This window comes from Exiguobacterium sp. ERU653 (assembly GCF_018617775.1).
Classification (GTDB): domain Bacteria; phylum Bacillota; class Bacilli; order Exiguobacteriales; family Exiguobacteriaceae; genus Exiguobacterium; species Exiguobacterium marinum.
The window spans coordinates 101,572-115,607 of sequence record NZ_JACSKV010000004.1; the positions used below are offsets into that span (position 1 = coordinate 101,572).

The window sequence follows — 14,036 nt, forward strand, 5'->3', positions numbered from 1 at the left end:
TAAGGAGCTTTGCTATGCAACGTACACTTCGTAAGTCGGCGACCGACCGCTCTCTGTCTGGAGTATGCGGTGGGATTGCTGAATACTTTGGTATTTCATCAATCGGAGTTCGACTCATCTTTTTGATCCTACCTGGGAGTTTCCTGCTTTATATGATTTTGACGAATTCCATGAAAGATGCCCCACGCTATCTATAAAAAACGCAGAAGCTGTTAGCTTCCGCGTTTTTTGTTAGGCATTCACTTTGTCTTTCATCGCTTCAAGCGCTCCGCTGTTCAGGAAGTGCCATGGCTTGTTGTAGTGTGGTTGGAAGAAGAAGTCTACATAGGCGAGCTCTTCGATCGTCATCTCGTTTTGGATGGCTAGCGAGAGCGTGTTGACCGCTTGCGTCAAATCCGCTTTCGATAACACTTGTCCACCGACAATGCGATGTGTCCCTTTTTCATAGACGAGTTTGAATTCGACTTTCTCTGCGGTCGGCATGAACTCCGGACGATACGCGTCCTCAATGACGACACTTTCCACTTCGAGTCCAAAGAGCGCTGCCGCTTCTTCCGTCAAACCAGAAGACGCGATATTCCAGTCATAGAGTCGAAGTCCTGACGTTCCTTGTGTCCCTTGGTAGCGGACGCGTGGTTGCATCATGTTCTCCGCAATGAGCGTTCCCATGCGGACAGCGTTCGTCGCAAGTGGGATATAGGCGTGTGTGCGTGCCGGGTTGTAGTAGACGGCACAGCTGTCCCCCGCCGCAAAGATATCCGGGTTGCTCGTGCGCATGTATTCATCGACGATGATGGCGCCGTTCCCGAGCATGTCGACCTGTCCTTCTAGGAGTCCTGTATTCGGACGGAATCCGACGCACAAGATGACGAGATCCGCTTCGAATTCACCTTTGTCTGTCACGACATGTGTGACGTTCCCATCTGTTCCACGGAACGCTTCAACCGTCTGACCGAGTTCAAGATCGATCCCGCGACTGGTCATGTCCGCTTCTAATGGATCTGTGAACGACTTATCGAGATATTTGTTCAAGATGCGGTCGGCACTATCGATAAATGTGACATGTTTTCCGTATGCTTCGAACGCTTCGACGAGTTCGACCCCGATATAGCCCGCCCCGATGACGGCAATCTTCGTCGCATCCGTCGCACGCTCGATAATGCGTTGGGCATGCGCGTAGTTTTTACAGAGCTCGATTCCATTCATTTCGATTCCTGGGAGCGTTGGGACGATCGGCCATGAACCCGTCGTGACAATCAAACGGTCATACGTGTCATGCACGTCTTCCCCGGTTTCAAGATTTTTGGCGTGGACCGTCTTCGCTTCGGTGTCAATCGACAAGACGTCATGTTTCATGCGCATCGTCGCACCGAGTTCTTCAAGTTCACGTGGAGAGGAGTAGAACAACTCTTCCGCACGTTGGACGACCCCACCGACGTGGAGCGCAATCCCACACGAGAGGAAGCTGACGTTGTCGTTCCGCTCGTAAACGGTGATTTCGAGATTGTCGTGCTTGGCAAGTAATCCTTTAACAGCTGCTGTTCCTGCGTGTGTACATCCGATGACTGCGATTTTCATATGATTGTCTCTCCTTTAGGTGTTAGGCAAGTTAGCGTTTGTGATAAAAATCACATTCACTTTCTGAACTTAGTGTACTATTTCACAAGAAGGTTTGACAATCCTTTTGCTCACTATTTCACGTAAAAGTGTCTAAAATTTGAACTCCATGCGTGACAACAAAACCGTCCCGCAACCGGAACGGTTCACTTACGAATTCGTCGTGCGTCGTGCTTTGATCCAGTGATAGATGACGACGCCGATATAGGTGACAAGACCGATCACGTATAAACTGAAGCCGATCATGCTCCAGCCCAGACCATCCCATCCGCGAACAAAGACGAGACCAATCAAGATCAGCGTGTATCCTACCACGAGCAGCATCAACGAAAAGACGAGTCTTCGCTTAAATTTCGACTTCAAAAAGTTCAGCATGGCAATCAATAAAATCGTCGTCAACACACCGATGATGATGATTGCATCCCCGTAGTACTCCCAAATCATCGCTTCTCCCCCTGGCATCCAACTGAGTAGCTTTATTTTATCATGTCAGTCATGTGTTTTCGTGTTGTTGAAAAACGTTCGTTACCAAAAATCAAAAAAGCACCGTCTCCCTGGAAGGAACGATGCTCATTTCTCATTCATCTGTTTCATTAAATCCATCTGTTCTTGCACCATCGCTTCTTTCTCCCGGCGCAGCACCCCTTTATAGGTGATACGTGAAATCGATAAGCTGATCTCATATAGGAAGAAGAGCGGTAGTGACACCATGAGGTGCGACGTCAAGTCCGGTGGTGTGATGAACGCCGCGACCACGAATAGCGCAAAGTACGCGTACTTTCGAATCTTCGATAAGAAGTACGGGGTCACGACACCGATCCGGGTGAGGAACATCGTCACGACCGGTAATTGGAATAATAGACCGAACGGAATTGTCAGCTGCAACAAGAACGCGAAGTAATTATTGGCCCCGATGAGTTGTTCGAGTCCGAGGTCTTGCCCGAGGTCCGTCGAGATATCGAGGACGAGCGGGAACAACCAATAGTAGGCGAACGCAAGACCAATCAAGAACAATCCGAAGATGATCGGGATATAGGCAAGCGTGCCTTTCCGCTCATTCGGATGCAGACCGGGTGCGACAAACGCCCACACTTGATACAGTAGGAATGGGCTCGCCGCAATCAGGCCGATGACGAGCGCCAAGTTCAAGTAAATCATGAGTGGGTCCGCGACCCCAAAGGCGTTCAGTTCGAGCCCACGTTCGATGAGATCTTCTTGCAAGTACGCGAGTACATATTTGACACTCGGCAAAGCCATCAAAAAGAAGGCAAAGACGACAAATGCAGATAGCATCAGTCGTCTCCGCAGCTCTGTCAAGTGATCGGTGAGTTCCCGCTCTTGATCAGGTTGATGATTCATGGCTTACTGCTCTTTCTTTTCGATAGCTTTCTTGTCGTTCTTGTCGTTCTCGTCGTGCTCGTTCATCATGCCGTTCGTTGCATTTTTGAACTCACGAAGCGTCTGCCCGGCCGCGCGACCAAACTCCGGTAATTTCTTCGGTCCGAAGAGAATGAGTGCGATGATGGCGATGACAAATAGACTCACCCCACCTGGCATCCCGACGACGAGTGATGATGCTAGTAATTCCATTATTGATGGACCCCCTCAGCGGTTGGATAGTGTTGCATAAAGTAAATGAGTGACTGCAGCTCAATCGACAAATCGATGTGATGGACGCGAACGGTGTCCGGTACAGTGAGTCGTGCCGGTGTGAAGTTCAAGATACCCTTGATGCCGAATCGCACCAAGTCGTCTGCGACGGGCTGCGCATAGGCAGAAGGTACCGTCAAAATGGCGACGTCGATCTTGTTTTGCTTCATAATCTGTTCCATCTCATCGACGTGATGAATTGGGACGCCTGACATCGTCGTGCCGACTTTTGTCTCGTCTGCGTCGAACCCGACGACGATATGTGTGTTATTGTTTTTAAGGAAGTTATAGTTGACGAATGCCGTCCCAAGGTGACCGACCCCGACCAAGGCGACATTCGTAATCTCGTCTTGATTCAGTGTCTTTCGGAAAAAGTCTAACAGATACTGCACGTTATAGCCATATCCCTTTTTACCGAGCGCACCGAAGTACGAGAAATCACGGCGAATCGTAGCCGAATCGACCTTGACCGCCTCACTCAGTTCTGCTGAAGAGACACGTTGTTTCCCTGACGCATGCAGGCTTTGAATAAATCGATAGTATAGTGGCAACCGTTTGGCTGTCGCTTGTGGAATCTTTGGTTCGTTTTGACTCAACGGAAAGAGCCTCCTTTTTACGACACGTTACAAACGAATCTGAATTTCATACACCTTGATTGTAAACGAATTCACATGACCACTCAACGAATATACCTAAAATCGCTGAAAAATACAGTATACTAAATAGAGAGAAAGGGGTTTTTTCACTTGATCCTACTGCAAGTCAACAACTTATCCAAATCCTTCGGCGTCGAGCCGATTTTAGAAAACGTAAAACTCGAAATCCAGGAAGGTGAACGTGTCGCCCTCGTCGGTCGGAACGGTGCCGGTAAGTCCACACTTTTGAAAGTCATCGCTGGTGAATACAACTATGATTCCGGGGACATCATGAAGCCAAAAGACGTCACCATCGGCTATCTCGCCCAAGACTCAGGGCTCGAATCCGACGAGACAATCTGGAACGAGATGCTCACCGTCTTCACGGACTTGATCGAGCAGGAGAAGACGCTCCGTCGCATGGAAGCCGACATGGGATCCGAACGAATCCTAAATGACGCCGCTGCGTACGAACGTCTCCTCTCTTCTTACGATGAAGAGCAGCATACGTTCAAAGAGCGTGGCGGTTACCAGTATGAAGCGACCATCCGCTCGGTCCTCCATGGGATGCGCTTCTATCCGGATGACTTCGAACGTCGCATCGACACGCTATCCGGGGGACAACGGACGCGTCTCGCCTTGGCGAAGATGCTCCTTCAAAGTCCTGACCTGCTCATCTTGGATGAGCCGACGAACCATTTGGACATCGAGACGCTCGCCTGGCTCGAGAAGTACTTGGGCGGCTATAAAGGAGCTGTCCTCATCGTCTCCCACGACCGGTACTTCCTCGACCGTGTCGTTTCGGTCGTCTATGAGCTGTCACGTCATCGGAGCCGTCGCTTCGTCGGGAACTACACGAAGTATCTCGAACAGAAGGCCGCCATTTACGAGCAAGAGAAGAAGCAGTTCGAGTCGCAGCAAGAAGAGATTGCCAAGATGCAGGATTTCATTCAGCGAAACATCGCCCGAGCGACGACGACGAAGCGTGCACAAAGCGTGCGGAAGCGTCTCGAGAAAGTCGACCGACTCGATGCCCCGGACGGTGACGAACGCAGCGCCGTCCTCTCGTTCTCCATCAAACGCCAGAGCGGGAACGATGTGTTGAGCGCGAGCGACCTCGCCATCGGGTACGAAGAACCAATCGCCCAGCATCTCCGCTTCCAACTGCAACGCGGTGAATCCGTCGCCCTCGTCGGTCCGAACGGGGTCGGGAAGTCGACATTACTCAAAGTATTGACGAAACAACAAACCGCCCTCACCGGTGAGATCCGTTACGGGACGGGCGTCGAAATCGGTTACTACGACCAGGAGCAACAGAACTTGTCTGACACAAACCGCGTCATCGATGAGATTTGGAACGACTGGCCGCTCATGCGCGAACAGGAAGTGCGGAGTCTTCTCGGTCAGTTCCTCTTCAGCGGCGATGACGTCACGAAACGTGTCCTCGAACTATCGGGTGGTGAACGGGCACGTCTTACGTTGGCCAAGCTGAAGCTCGAGCAACCGAACCTCCTCATCTTAGACGAGCCGACGAACCACTTGGATCTCGACTCGAAGATGATTTTAGAGAATGCCCTCCTCGACTATCCGGGCACGATCCTTTTCGTCTCGCATGACCGCTACTTCATCGACCGTCTCGCGACACGTGTATTAGAGATCACGCCGAACGGCATCGATGAGTATCTCGGGGACTATTCGTACTACGTCGAGAAGAAAGAAGAGCTCGAAGAACTCGCACGACTCGCTCGTGAGGAGACGAAGCAGGTCGTCGTGAAAAAACAACGCGCCGACAAGGAACAGCAACGGGAAGAGCGCCGGATCAAACAGCGCATCGAAGAGATCGAGCTGGCGATCGAGCAACATGAGAAGCGTCTCGACGAGATCGAACAGTTGCTGTGTGAGCCGGACGTCTTCAACGACTTCGCCCGTGCCCAAGAACTATCGACCGAATCGGACGCAGCGAAAGAATCGATCACCGCACTTTATGCGGAATGGGAGGAACTCCATACATGATGCGTACCCGTGCCATGCGAATCGAGTTCATTCAAGCGTTCCTCACGGGACTCGCCTACATCGTGCCGACCGGGACCGAGTTCGTATCTGAACTCATCCGCGGTGAGCCGACGATCGTCCCGTCTATTCTCTTTTACTTTTTGCCTGTCGTCATCGGCTTCATCATTCAGACGTGGCCAGGGATCTTGCTCAGTCTTTTCAGTGGATTGCTCATGAGCACGCTCTTCATTCGCATCGTCGTCTGGCCGGTCGACGTGACCGTTCATACGTTCTATGCGCCAGGCTCGGTATGGGCCCACTTCTACGAAGAGACACTCTTCATGTGGATTCTCGCCCTTCTCGTGTTCATCGTGAGTCGTATCAACACATGGCATCGAGAGAATTATCGACAACCAAAAGCGTAAACAGTAAAAAGAGAGGTCAGCGTTGTCATACGCCGGCCTCTCTTTATATTAGAAATATCGTAACGGCTGGAATCCTACCGTATGGAAGTCGAGCTTCGTCCCGTCCTCAGCGATGAAGAAGACGGCCTCGTTCGTATCGACGTCACGTGTGAACACCTTATAGAACGTCATCGGCTTTTCGCCATTCGTCACATAGCGTGCCTCATGCGTCGAGATGACTTGCGCGAACAGTTGCTGTTCATCGAGTTCCTCGATCAAATCCTCAAACTTCGCCGCCTCTTCTTCCGTCGCCTCGCGACCCCGCTCGATTTCATAATAAGCATCGCTCGCTTTTGGCTGTACCCCGAGATTGCGATCGACGACGATCACACGCTCCGGCTCTTGGTCGACGACACTCGTGTAGCCATATAGTGACTCGATGAGCGTATTCTCTCCGGTCACGCGACCGATGCCTTCTAATGACTCTTCTCCAGTGAGTGACTTCACTCGTGTCTCTTCTGGAACAATCTCCTCTTGGTAGGCGATATTGTAAGCGCGGATGATCTCACGTACTTGTAAGAACGTCGCAACGACGAGTAGTACGATGAGTCCTCCGATGATGATGCGTTTCGTCATGTCTCTATTTCCCCCTAGACTGTCATGCTCTCTTCTAAGGATAACCCAGGAACCGCGTTCATCGCTAGTGTATCGCGCTTACCGCGCACATACGCGTGATGTGCCGCCACCCCGATCATGCCCGCGTTGTCCCCACAGAGGTCAAGCGGTGGAATGACGAGTTGAATCCCTTCAGCTGTAGCAGCCTCTTGAAGCGCTGCGCGGAGGCCACGGTTCGCCGCGACACCACCGGCGACGAGCAATTGCTTCGCCCCTTTTTCCTTCACGGCACGAATCGCTTTCTCGACGAGTACTTCGACGACACTCGCTTGGAAGCTCGCCGCCAAATTTTCTGGGATGACCGTCTCTCCACGTTGCTCCGCATTGTGTACGGCGTTGATGACCGATGACTTCAAGCCACTGAAACTGAAGTCAAAGCTACCTGGTTCGAGACGAACGCGTGGGAAGTTATACGTGTCTTCCCCGAGCGCAGCCAAGCGGTCAATCGCAGGTCCACCCGGATAGGGGAGACTGAGCGTGCGCGCGACCTTATCGTATGCCTCACCCGCCGCGTCATCACGTGTCTCACCGATGACTTCGAAGACACCATGTTCTGGCATATAGACGAGTTCCGTGTGGCCTCCTGAGACGACGAGACAGACGAGCGGGAATTGCATCTCTTCGACGAGTTCATTCGCGTAAATATGTCCCGCGATATGATGGACGCCGATGAGCGGTTTTTGATGGGCGAACGCCAATGCTTTGGCTGCACTGATGCCGACGAGAAGGGCACCGACGAGACCCGGTCCTTGTGTGACTGCGACCGCGTCCACATCTTCCATCTTCACGCCTGCTTCGCTTAACGCGTCGTCAATGACATACGTGATACGCTCGACATGATGACGGGACGCCACTTCAGGGACGACGCCACCAAATCGTTTATGACTCTCGATTTGAGAAGAGACGACGTTTGACAATAACGTCTTTCCGTCTTTGACGAGCGCAACGGACGTCTCGTCACAGCTCGACTCGATTGAGAGGATCAGTGATGTGTTCATTCTGATTCACTTCCTAACTTCGCCCAATAAATATAGGCGTCTTCATTATTATCCTGATAGTAGCGCCTTCTCCGTCCAGCTTGCATAAAACCGAACTGTTCATACAGTTTTTGCGCGCCGACGTTTGACACACGGACTTCTAACGTCAATCCGACAAGTCCTTTCGACTTGGCGAATGTGACGAGTTCCGCTAACAGTTGATTGCCAATCCCTTGCCCCCGAAATTCAGGTAAGACGGCAATGTTCGTGATATGTCCTTCATCGACGATTTGCCATACCCCGACAAAACCGACGACCCGTTTGTCATGGACCGCGACAAAATAAATCGCTTGTTCATTTCGGAGCATTTCATTCATGAACGCTTCTTTTGTCCATGGAATAGAGAACGACGCTTTCTCGACTTTTGTCACTTCTTCGACATCGAGCCACGTCATCCGACGAATTTTCACGTCAGCCATTGTTTTGTCCCTCTAACCATTTCGCTTCTGCTTCGGCGAGACGCAAATACTCTGGTTCAAACGCATGGACGTCGCTCGTCTCATCGCTGAATACGACCAAATCACTCGCGCGCCCGTATCGATGGGCAGCCGGTGCTTCGATATAGTCGTATTCGCTTAACACGTCACGGAACGGCCCCACGTCTCCGACGACGAGGAAACGCCCTTGGCTATTCAATCGTAACCAGTCCGCGACCGAGGCGTGCTGATCGTGTGTCAGTGCCTTGTTGTGCTGATAGTATCCGATATACGCGTTGCCACGGCGCGCGTCAATCAACGAGACGACCGGCAAGTCCGTATTCGGGGCCGCTGCCATAAGCTTTAGGGCAGATACCCCGATGAGCGGAAGATTGAGCGTATAGGCGAGTGTTTTCGCCGTCGTCACTCCAATCCGAATTCCCGTGTACGACCCAGGCCCTGTCGTGACAACGATGCGCTCGAGCATGTTCGGTGTCCATTTGACTGCTGCCATGAGCTGTTCGATCATCGGCATGAGGGTGACCGCATGATTTTTTGAGACCATGACCGTCGCTTCGGCTTGAATCTCTCCAGCCTCACTTAACGCGACAGATAAACGTGTCGTCGCGGTATCAATCATCAATTGCTTCATACGAGCACCTCCTTGGCGATTTGAACGTAACGCTCACCCGTCGGAGCGAGTGTCAGTTTCCGTTCTTCGTCACTTACCCGTTCAATCGTGATGGCCAAGCGTTCTTCCGGAAGCGAGGACTCGATCAAGTTCGACCACTCCACGATGGCGACACCGTCACCGTTGATATATTCCTCAAGACCGATGTCATCCCCCGTATCCTCGAGTCGATAGACATCCATATGATAGAGCGGCAAACGCCCTTTGTATTGTTTCATAATGGTGAATGTCGGACTGTTGACGTTCCGCGTGACACCGAGTCCTTTTGCGAACCCTTGTGTGAACGTCGTCTTGCCGGCACCGAGGTCACCGTTTAATGTGATGACCGTTCCTGCATCGACGAGCGTAGCCAAACGTTCTGCCACCGCCTGCGTCTCTGCCGCAGAATGCGTAATCAATGTATACATGAATGGTTCTCCTTTTATCACTTCTCATTACGTACTCATTGTACACTTCATTTTAAGCAAAAAAAAACACGAAACGCTATCGTTTCGCTATCTCATTTAAAAATTGGTTGCGGGGGCTGGATTTGAACCAACGACCTTCGGGTTATGAGCCCGACGAGCTACCAGACTGCTCCACCCCGCGACGACATATGAAATTAAATAAAAATTGGTTGCGGGGGCCGGATTTGAACCGACGACCTTCGGGTTATGAGCCCGACGAGCTACCAGACTGCTCCACCCCGCGATGGTTTGAATTGTTTCGACATCCTCTATAATAAGTGAGACAGTTATAAAAAGCAACCTTTTTCTCTATGTTTTTTGAAAAAAGGAATCGGGAACAGATATAACAGCATATAATTTAGAGAAAAGGGGCGCGACCGCCATGTCTAAATGGGGAAACCGATTCAAAAAATGGTTCTTTTCGGAGATTGAAGCTGATATCACGTTTGACCCTGCGGCACTCATTCCGAAGCAGGAAGTGACCGGGACGTTGCACGTATCTAACCCGACGACCAATGTCGTCCGACTGCAAGAATTGACCCTAAACTTTTTGACGACGTTCAAAGACATCACTATAGAAGGAAACGAGTTCAATCGAGAATCTGACATTCAAGAGATACCAATCCCACTGTCTGTCGTGTTGGGACCCGGAGATAAAGAGGATATTCCTTTTTCGTTCGAGTTGACGATGTATGCTCCCTCGTCTGCCGGGGCTCCCTATAGTGTGGAAGCAACGTTATGGGATAAAGATATGAAACGTGTCTGGTTTGACGTGATGGAACACATCGAAATCGAACCGATGCCTGAGTTAACACGCTTACTCGAAGCGACCGCTCATGCCGGTCTTGAGCCGATGTTCGTCCGAAATGTGATCGACCCGCTCGGGGAAGAACGTCCTTATCCGTTCGTTGAAAAGTATGGATTCAAGCCGGTCGGAGAATGGGCCGATGAGTTCGAGGTCGTCAAATCGTTTTGGCGCCTACATGAAGACGGGATTGACCTCTACTACTGGCTCGACAATATCGAGACCCAACGAACGCTCGAATCGATGGCGACCGACGTCGAATTGCGTCACCGTTCCCTCACATGGGAGCAACTCGAGCGCGAACAAGAACAGCTCGGTCTCGGAATTCAAGAAACGTTACGCAGTCACCGCTCCTCGTGAGCGGTTTTTTCAATTTGAATTTCATCCTTACTCGTATTGACGATGGTTTGGAAGCGATGGCGATACGGATGCATAAACAACTCATATTGAAGACGTCGCTCGGCATGGGATGAACGCAAGTAATCCAGTTCCATTCCCCGTTCCTGGATATCACGTTGTGAGCGTCGCTTGAACTCCGTCTCCCCATCCGTATAAAGATATATTGATTGGTCAAAAGATGAAAGATCCAGGAATGCGACGCTCATCCCTTCAATAATCGTGATTGGCTTCTCCGGGTCAATCCATGTCCGCTCTAAATAGGGGACATCGATTGTGTAAAAGTCGATTCCCTCTCGAGTCATACGAACGTCACGCTCGAGTGACAGCAGATGATGCGCAGCCGGATGACAAGCCGTCATCTTATAATGATGAGTTATTCCATTCTGTTCATAGGTGAGTATCGTTTGTTTCCGTAACTGTGAATCTATGATGTACGGGTCCGTATGAAGCAGGTTGACATCCCCTAGTCTTTCTCTTAATCGTTCGGCCAACGTCGATTTCCCTGCTGCCCCATGACCGGAGATGGCAATCAGCGTTCGTTGTCCTGTTTGCACATTTTGCACGATTTCATCGATGAGTCGTTCCATGATTCTCCCCCTTTGGTACACTTGATATAGAAAGGAAGTGTACCAATCCAATGTCCACCTGTCCATTTTGTCACCCTACACTCGATCCACATCAAACCATTATTGCCGAGAATGACTCTTGTTACTTTCTCATGCATGACCATGAGCAAGACGTCCTCGTTGGTTCGGGTGTGATTGTCCCGAAAGCACACCGTTCGACAACGTTCGACTTAACGCCTTTAGAGTGGCAACATACATATGAATTACTTCATCAGGCCAAGGAACACCTTGACCAAGCGTTTCAACCTGATGGGTACACGCTCGGTTGGAACGTCGGTGTTGCTTCAAACCAAACCGTGCCTCATGCCCATCTGCACGTCATTCCTCGTTATGATTCAGGACCTCATGCAGGGAAAGGACTACGGCATTGGCTAAAACGACCGGAATGAACGAGCACTCCGAATCAGCCGACCTCATGTAGGTGAATTAAATGCTCACGCCTACTTTGGATCACCTTTAACTATAGAACGTGTCATTCATCTTCAATCCGTTTCCGAAGTCTAATGGCTGATACAGCGAAAATGATAAAGATCATCAATAATCCAAGACTGACAACTTTAAGCGTGGTCGATATAGGAGGGTTAAAGAAAAAAGGAATCGATAATACGAGTAAGGCACCCGTGATTCCCATCCCTCTAATAAGAAATACCATCGTTTTACTCATTCTCTCTTCACTCTCCTCGAACTAAACAAAAGAACCCTTACTACTAGAAATCTAATGACAGGCAGCTCATTGCGTAAGGATGAGCTGTCTTCTTTTTTCTTCAGTCTCTTCAAGCTTCTGTTCTAACCGTTCCACTTGTCTCGTCATACGAGTAATCAGCTGACTGATTTCCTCATCCAGTCCGTTCACTTGATCTAATGAATCATTGATTCGTCCGTGCATGGTCCACTCGGAAAAAATATCATCTAAGAAGTAATCGGCGAACTGAATCAATGAACCTCGATCGACATGCAACTCCTGAACCATCCCTTGCACGTCCGCTAATTCACGGGAGAAGCGCTCCAACGCAGATTGTAATTCGTGCATCGTCTGCTCGGAAGCATCTAACGCATCATGCTTCATTGCCGTTGCAATCAAACCACCCCCGAAGAACGTGTCATACGTTGACCATCCCTTCGCACTATCCAAATGTTTGAGTGTTTTTGCAATCGATATGCGTGCTGCCTTACCGGCAACGATGGCTTCCTGATACTCGATGAGAAGTTCATTCATTTCGGCTTGTTGATTCGTAAGATGATGGAGGTCTCGGCGAACAGCTGGATCTTTCGCCAGATGCGATTCTTTTGTTTCTAAGAAGGTCTCCCACTCAGCGTCGATTCCTTCATATGCCTCGAGCTGTTCTTGTAAATCTCGATGTTCGAGCGTCAATTCGTCAATCATCGCCTCGTGTTCCCGTAATTTCAGTTCAGCGCGAGCAGCTTCCTCCATTTCGATTGTCCGTTGTTCATCGAACGTCCCTCTTAACTTCCACCATGTGTTGACGAGTGAAAAGCTTTCAAGGTCATACACATCGCGTTGTTCTTTCGTGAATGTATTGAGTAACGCTTTCCGCACCGTTTCATGCTCTTTCAACTGTTTTGTAAGTGTCTCTTGCTTCCGAACAAGTCGATCACGCTCGGCGATACGCTGTTGTAAGTCTAATTGGGTCTGCTGAAGATTTTTCATTATACTGCCCCTCTCTTAGTACTGATCAAGGTGTCGATTGGAACGCCATTTATCGTCATGCCTTCGATGTCACATCCTGTCAACGTGACATTCGTCAGGTCACGCTGATTCTATACAATGTTATACGTGCTTCACTCGTTAAATGTTTCATCCAACAAAAAAAGCACTCGCTGTGAGTGCGATTCAGATTAGATTCGATGTTTTAGAACGGTGATGGTCACTCCTTGAACGATAAATGTCAAACCTATCAAAAGTGAAATCACATCACGATACACATCAAACGACAAGACATGTAACCAGCGATGATACCATTCGATGAGTAACCATCCGATGGGGAAAATCGGGGCGGTCACCATGTAAGAAGCAGTTGCAATTTCTTTTCCACGCTCGTCTTTTCCTTCCTTTCCAAACAAAAACCTCAATGTAATGATAAGCATGATAAGAAAAATTGGAAAGACAAGAATGTTGATCCATAACATCATAAATGTTGCTCCTTTTTTTCATATTGAAACACGTCATGAACTGTCGTATCAAATAAATTTGCAATCTCAAAAGCTAACTTTAACGAGGGGTTGTATCGATTATGTTCAAGAGACACAATAGTTTGTCGACTCACTCCTAACAAATCAGCGACTTGTTGCTGTGACCATTTCCGCTCTGCTCGTAATACACTTAAACGATTGTGAAGTTGCCCGCTCATTTTTTTGACCATCTTTTAAATGCCTTCTTTCTTGAAAAATCCTCTCTCGTTCGAATGTAATATTTTTTTGTCATTTAGTCAAATAAATATTACATTCGAACATACAAAAAAACGACCGAGCGTTATGCTCGGTCGTCCTCTGCGTTGTTGCCTGGCAACGTCCTATCCTCACAGGGGGAGATCCCCCAACTACTTTCGGCGCTGAGACGCTTAACTTCCGTGTTCGGCATGGGAACGGGTGTGGCCGTCTCGCTATCGCCACCAGACAAAATGA

20 protein-coding genes, 2 tRNA genes and 1 rRNA gene are annotated in these 14,036 nt (G+C 49.7%); 5 read left to right on the forward strand and 18 right to left on the reverse strand.

Annotation, left to right across the window (positions count from 1 at the left end; translation table 11 throughout):
* The first annotated feature begins 14 nt into the window (after nt 1-14).
* Complete coding sequence (locus KNO95_RS13075) at nt 15-197, forward strand: PspC domain-containing protein (protein ID WP_074032578.1); 183 nt, start codon at nt 15-17, stop codon at nt 195-197.
* Between the two features lie 34 nt (nt 198-231).
* On the opposite strand, the gene KNO95_RS13080 is transcribed toward KNO95_RS13075, so the two are convergent.
* From KNO95_RS13080 to KNO95_RS13100, 5 genes are all read right to left on the reverse strand, one after another.
* Complete coding sequence (locus tag KNO95_RS13080; RefSeq protein WP_214704145.1) at nt 232-1,578, reverse strand: FAD-dependent oxidoreductase; 1,347 nt, start codon at nt 1,576-1,578, stop codon at nt 232-234.
* Nucleotides 1,579-1,767: 189 nt separating this feature from the next.
* Nucleotides 1,768-2,061, reverse strand: a complete 294-nt coding sequence (locus KNO95_RS13085) for a YesK family protein (protein ID WP_026824452.1) — start codon at nt 2,059-2,061, stop codon at nt 1,768-1,770.
* Nucleotides 2,062-2,187: 126 nt separating this feature from the next.
* The gene (gene tatC, locus KNO95_RS13090; protein WP_214704146.1) at nt 2,188-2,976 is read right to left on the reverse strand and encodes a twin-arginine translocase subunit TatC; all 789 of its coding nucleotides are present in this window, start codon (nt 2,974-2,976) and stop codon (nt 2,188-2,190) included.
* A gap of 3 nt (nt 2,977-2,979) precedes the next feature.
* Nucleotides 2,980-3,174, reverse strand: coding sequence for a twin-arginine translocase TatA/TatE family subunit (locus KNO95_RS13095; protein WP_214701348.1), 195 nt, complete (start codon nt 3,172-3,174; stop codon nt 2,980-2,982).
* Between the two features lie 32 nt (nt 3,175-3,206).
* Nucleotides 3,207-3,863, reverse strand: a complete 657-nt coding sequence (locus KNO95_RS13100; RefSeq protein ID WP_026824455.1) for a redox-sensing transcriptional repressor Rex — start codon at nt 3,861-3,863, stop codon at nt 3,207-3,209.
* Nucleotides 3,864-4,013: 150 nt separating this feature from the next.
* On the opposite strand from KNO95_RS13100, the gene KNO95_RS13105 reads away from it, so the two are divergent.
* Together KNO95_RS13105 and KNO95_RS13110 are read left to right on the forward strand one after the other, a co-directional pair.
* Nucleotides 4,014-5,915 (forward strand): ABC-F family ATP-binding cassette domain-containing protein, encoded by a 1,902-nt coding sequence (locus KNO95_RS13105; RefSeq protein ID WP_026824456.1) that lies wholly within the window; start codon nt 4,014-4,016, stop codon nt 5,913-5,915.
* Complete coding sequence (locus KNO95_RS13110) at nt 5,912-6,319, forward strand: hypothetical protein (RefSeq protein WP_026824457.1); 408 nt, start codon at nt 5,912-5,914, stop codon at nt 6,317-6,319. The genes KNO95_RS13105 and KNO95_RS13110 overlap by 4 nt, the downstream gene beginning before the upstream one ends.
* 48 nt (nt 6,320-6,367) lie before the next feature.
* On the opposite strand, the gene KNO95_RS13115 is transcribed toward KNO95_RS13110, so the two are convergent.
* The 7 genes from KNO95_RS13115 to KNO95_RS13145 all read right to left on the reverse strand — a co-directional run bounded on the left by KNO95_RS13115 (nt 6,368) and on the right by KNO95_RS13145 (nt 9,807).
* Nucleotides 6,368-6,934 (reverse strand): hypothetical protein, encoded by a 567-nt coding sequence (locus tag KNO95_RS13115; RefSeq protein ID WP_214704149.1) that lies wholly within the window; start codon nt 6,932-6,934, stop codon nt 6,368-6,370.
* A 14-nt stretch (nt 6,935-6,948) separates the two neighbouring features.
* The gene (gene tsaD, locus KNO95_RS13120) at nt 6,949-7,971 is read right to left on the reverse strand and encodes a tRNA (adenosine(37)-N6)-threonylcarbamoyltransferase complex transferase subunit TsaD (protein WP_214704150.1); all 1,023 of its coding nucleotides are present in this window, start codon (nt 7,969-7,971) and stop codon (nt 6,949-6,951) included.
* Complete coding sequence (rimI, locus tag KNO95_RS13125; RefSeq protein ID WP_214701202.1) at nt 7,968-8,429, reverse strand: ribosomal protein S18-alanine N-acetyltransferase; 462 nt, start codon at nt 8,427-8,429, stop codon at nt 7,968-7,970. The genes tsaD and rimI overlap by 4 nt, the downstream gene beginning before the upstream one ends.
* Nucleotides 8,422-9,078: a tRNA (adenosine(37)-N6)-threonylcarbamoyltransferase complex dimerization subunit type 1 TsaB gene (gene tsaB / locus KNO95_RS13130; protein WP_214879244.1), complete on the reverse strand. Its 657-nt coding sequence runs from the start codon at nt 9,076-9,078 to the stop codon at nt 8,422-8,424. Before tsaB ends, rimI begins: the two co-directional genes overlap by 8 nt.
* On the reverse strand, nt 9,075-9,524 hold the full coding sequence (gene tsaE / locus KNO95_RS13135) for a tRNA (adenosine(37)-N6)-threonylcarbamoyltransferase complex ATPase subunit type 1 TsaE (protein ID WP_214879247.1): 450 nt from the start codon (nt 9,522-9,524) through the stop codon (nt 9,075-9,077). The genes tsaB and tsaE overlap by 4 nt, the downstream gene beginning before the upstream one ends.
* A gap of 104 nt (nt 9,525-9,628) precedes the next feature.
* Nucleotides 9,629-9,705, reverse strand: a tRNA-Met gene (locus KNO95_RS13140).
* 25 nt (nt 9,706-9,730) lie between these two features.
* Nucleotides 9,731-9,807 (reverse strand) — tRNA-Met (locus KNO95_RS13145).
* 138 nt (nt 9,808-9,945) lie between these two features.
* Between KNO95_RS13145 and KNO95_RS13150 the strand changes: the two genes are divergently transcribed.
* Nucleotides 9,946-10,728, forward strand: a complete 783-nt coding sequence (locus KNO95_RS13150) for a sporulation protein (RefSeq protein ID WP_214879248.1) — start codon at nt 9,946-9,948, stop codon at nt 10,726-10,728.
* Here KNO95_RS13150 and KNO95_RS13155 read toward each other — a convergent pair.
* Entirely contained in the window at nt 10,713-11,354 is a 642-nt protein-coding gene (locus tag KNO95_RS13155; protein ID WP_214879251.1) for a uridine kinase family protein, read from the reverse strand. The genes KNO95_RS13150 and KNO95_RS13155 overlap by 16 nt on opposite strands.
* Before the next feature lie 50 nt (nt 11,355-11,404).
* Between KNO95_RS13155 and KNO95_RS13160 the strand changes: the two genes are divergently transcribed.
* Nucleotides 11,405-11,782 carry an HIT family protein gene (locus KNO95_RS13160; protein WP_214879253.1) on the forward strand — a complete coding sequence of 126 codons (378 nt, stop codon included), beginning with the start codon at nt 11,405-11,407 and terminating at the stop codon, nt 11,780-11,782.
* Between the two features lie 83 nt (nt 11,783-11,865).
* Here the strand turns inward: KNO95_RS13160 and KNO95_RS13165 are convergent, their stop codons facing one another.
* The 5 genes from KNO95_RS13165 to rrf all read right to left on the reverse strand — a co-directional run bounded on the left by KNO95_RS13165 (nt 11,866) and on the right by rrf (nt 14,028).
* On the reverse strand, nt 11,866-12,057 hold the full coding sequence (locus KNO95_RS13165) for a hypothetical protein (RefSeq protein WP_214879255.1): 192 nt from the start codon (nt 12,055-12,057) through the stop codon (nt 11,866-11,868).
* Between the two features lie 66 nt (nt 12,058-12,123).
* Nucleotides 12,124-13,062 carry a coiled-coil domain-containing protein gene (locus KNO95_RS13170; protein ID WP_214879257.1) on the reverse strand — a complete coding sequence of 313 codons (939 nt, stop codon included), beginning with the start codon at nt 13,060-13,062 and terminating at the stop codon, nt 12,124-12,126.
* Between the two features lie 188 nt (nt 13,063-13,250).
* The gene (locus KNO95_RS13175; protein WP_251129414.1) at nt 13,251-13,544 is read right to left on the reverse strand and encodes a hypothetical protein; all 294 of its coding nucleotides are present in this window, start codon (nt 13,542-13,544) and stop codon (nt 13,251-13,253) included.
* On the reverse strand, nt 13,541-13,774 hold the full coding sequence (locus KNO95_RS13180; protein ID WP_214701191.1) for a helix-turn-helix transcriptional regulator: 234 nt from the start codon (nt 13,772-13,774) through the stop codon (nt 13,541-13,543). The genes KNO95_RS13175 and KNO95_RS13180 overlap by 4 nt, the downstream gene beginning before the upstream one ends.
* A gap of 137 nt (nt 13,775-13,911) precedes the next feature.
* Nucleotides 13,912-14,028, reverse strand: a 5S ribosomal RNA gene (gene rrf / locus KNO95_RS13185).
* Between the last annotated feature and the right edge of the window lie 8 nt (nt 14,029-14,036).